The sequence below is a fragment of the Streptomyces hilarionis genome, from assembly GCF_024539675.1.
GTDB lineage: Bacteria > Actinomycetota > Actinomycetes > Streptomycetales > Streptomycetaceae > Streptomyces > Streptomyces hilarionis.
On the sequence record NZ_JAHHIT010000744.1, the window covers coordinates 1 to 267 of the forward strand.

General features: G+C 43.1%; 1 protein-coding gene. It reads left to right on the forward strand.

Features of this window, described 5'->3' with window-relative positions:
- Positions 1–32 precede the first annotated feature (32 nt).
- Positions 33–267 (forward strand): hypothetical protein (locus KMS84_RS44615; RefSeq protein WP_498066987.1); only part of this gene is annotated, 235 nt, incomplete at its 3' end.

Here is a 267-nt window from a genome sequence, read left to right on the forward strand (position 1 = left end):
AAACACGGATCTGAATAGGTAAGAGGCTCATCATGGATTTCTTTGAAAAGCTAACCAGTTTGGCAGCGAAAGTACGGTTACAAGGCCCTGCCATTCAAACAGAAGAAGCGACAAAAAATGCTTTTGTGATGCCTTTCATCAACACCGTATTGGGCTACGACGTATTTGATCCACAGGAAGTAACGCCAGAATTTGTCTGTGACGTCGGGACGAAGAAAGGTGAAAAAATCGACTACGCAATCATGAAAAAGGGTGAAGTCCAAATAC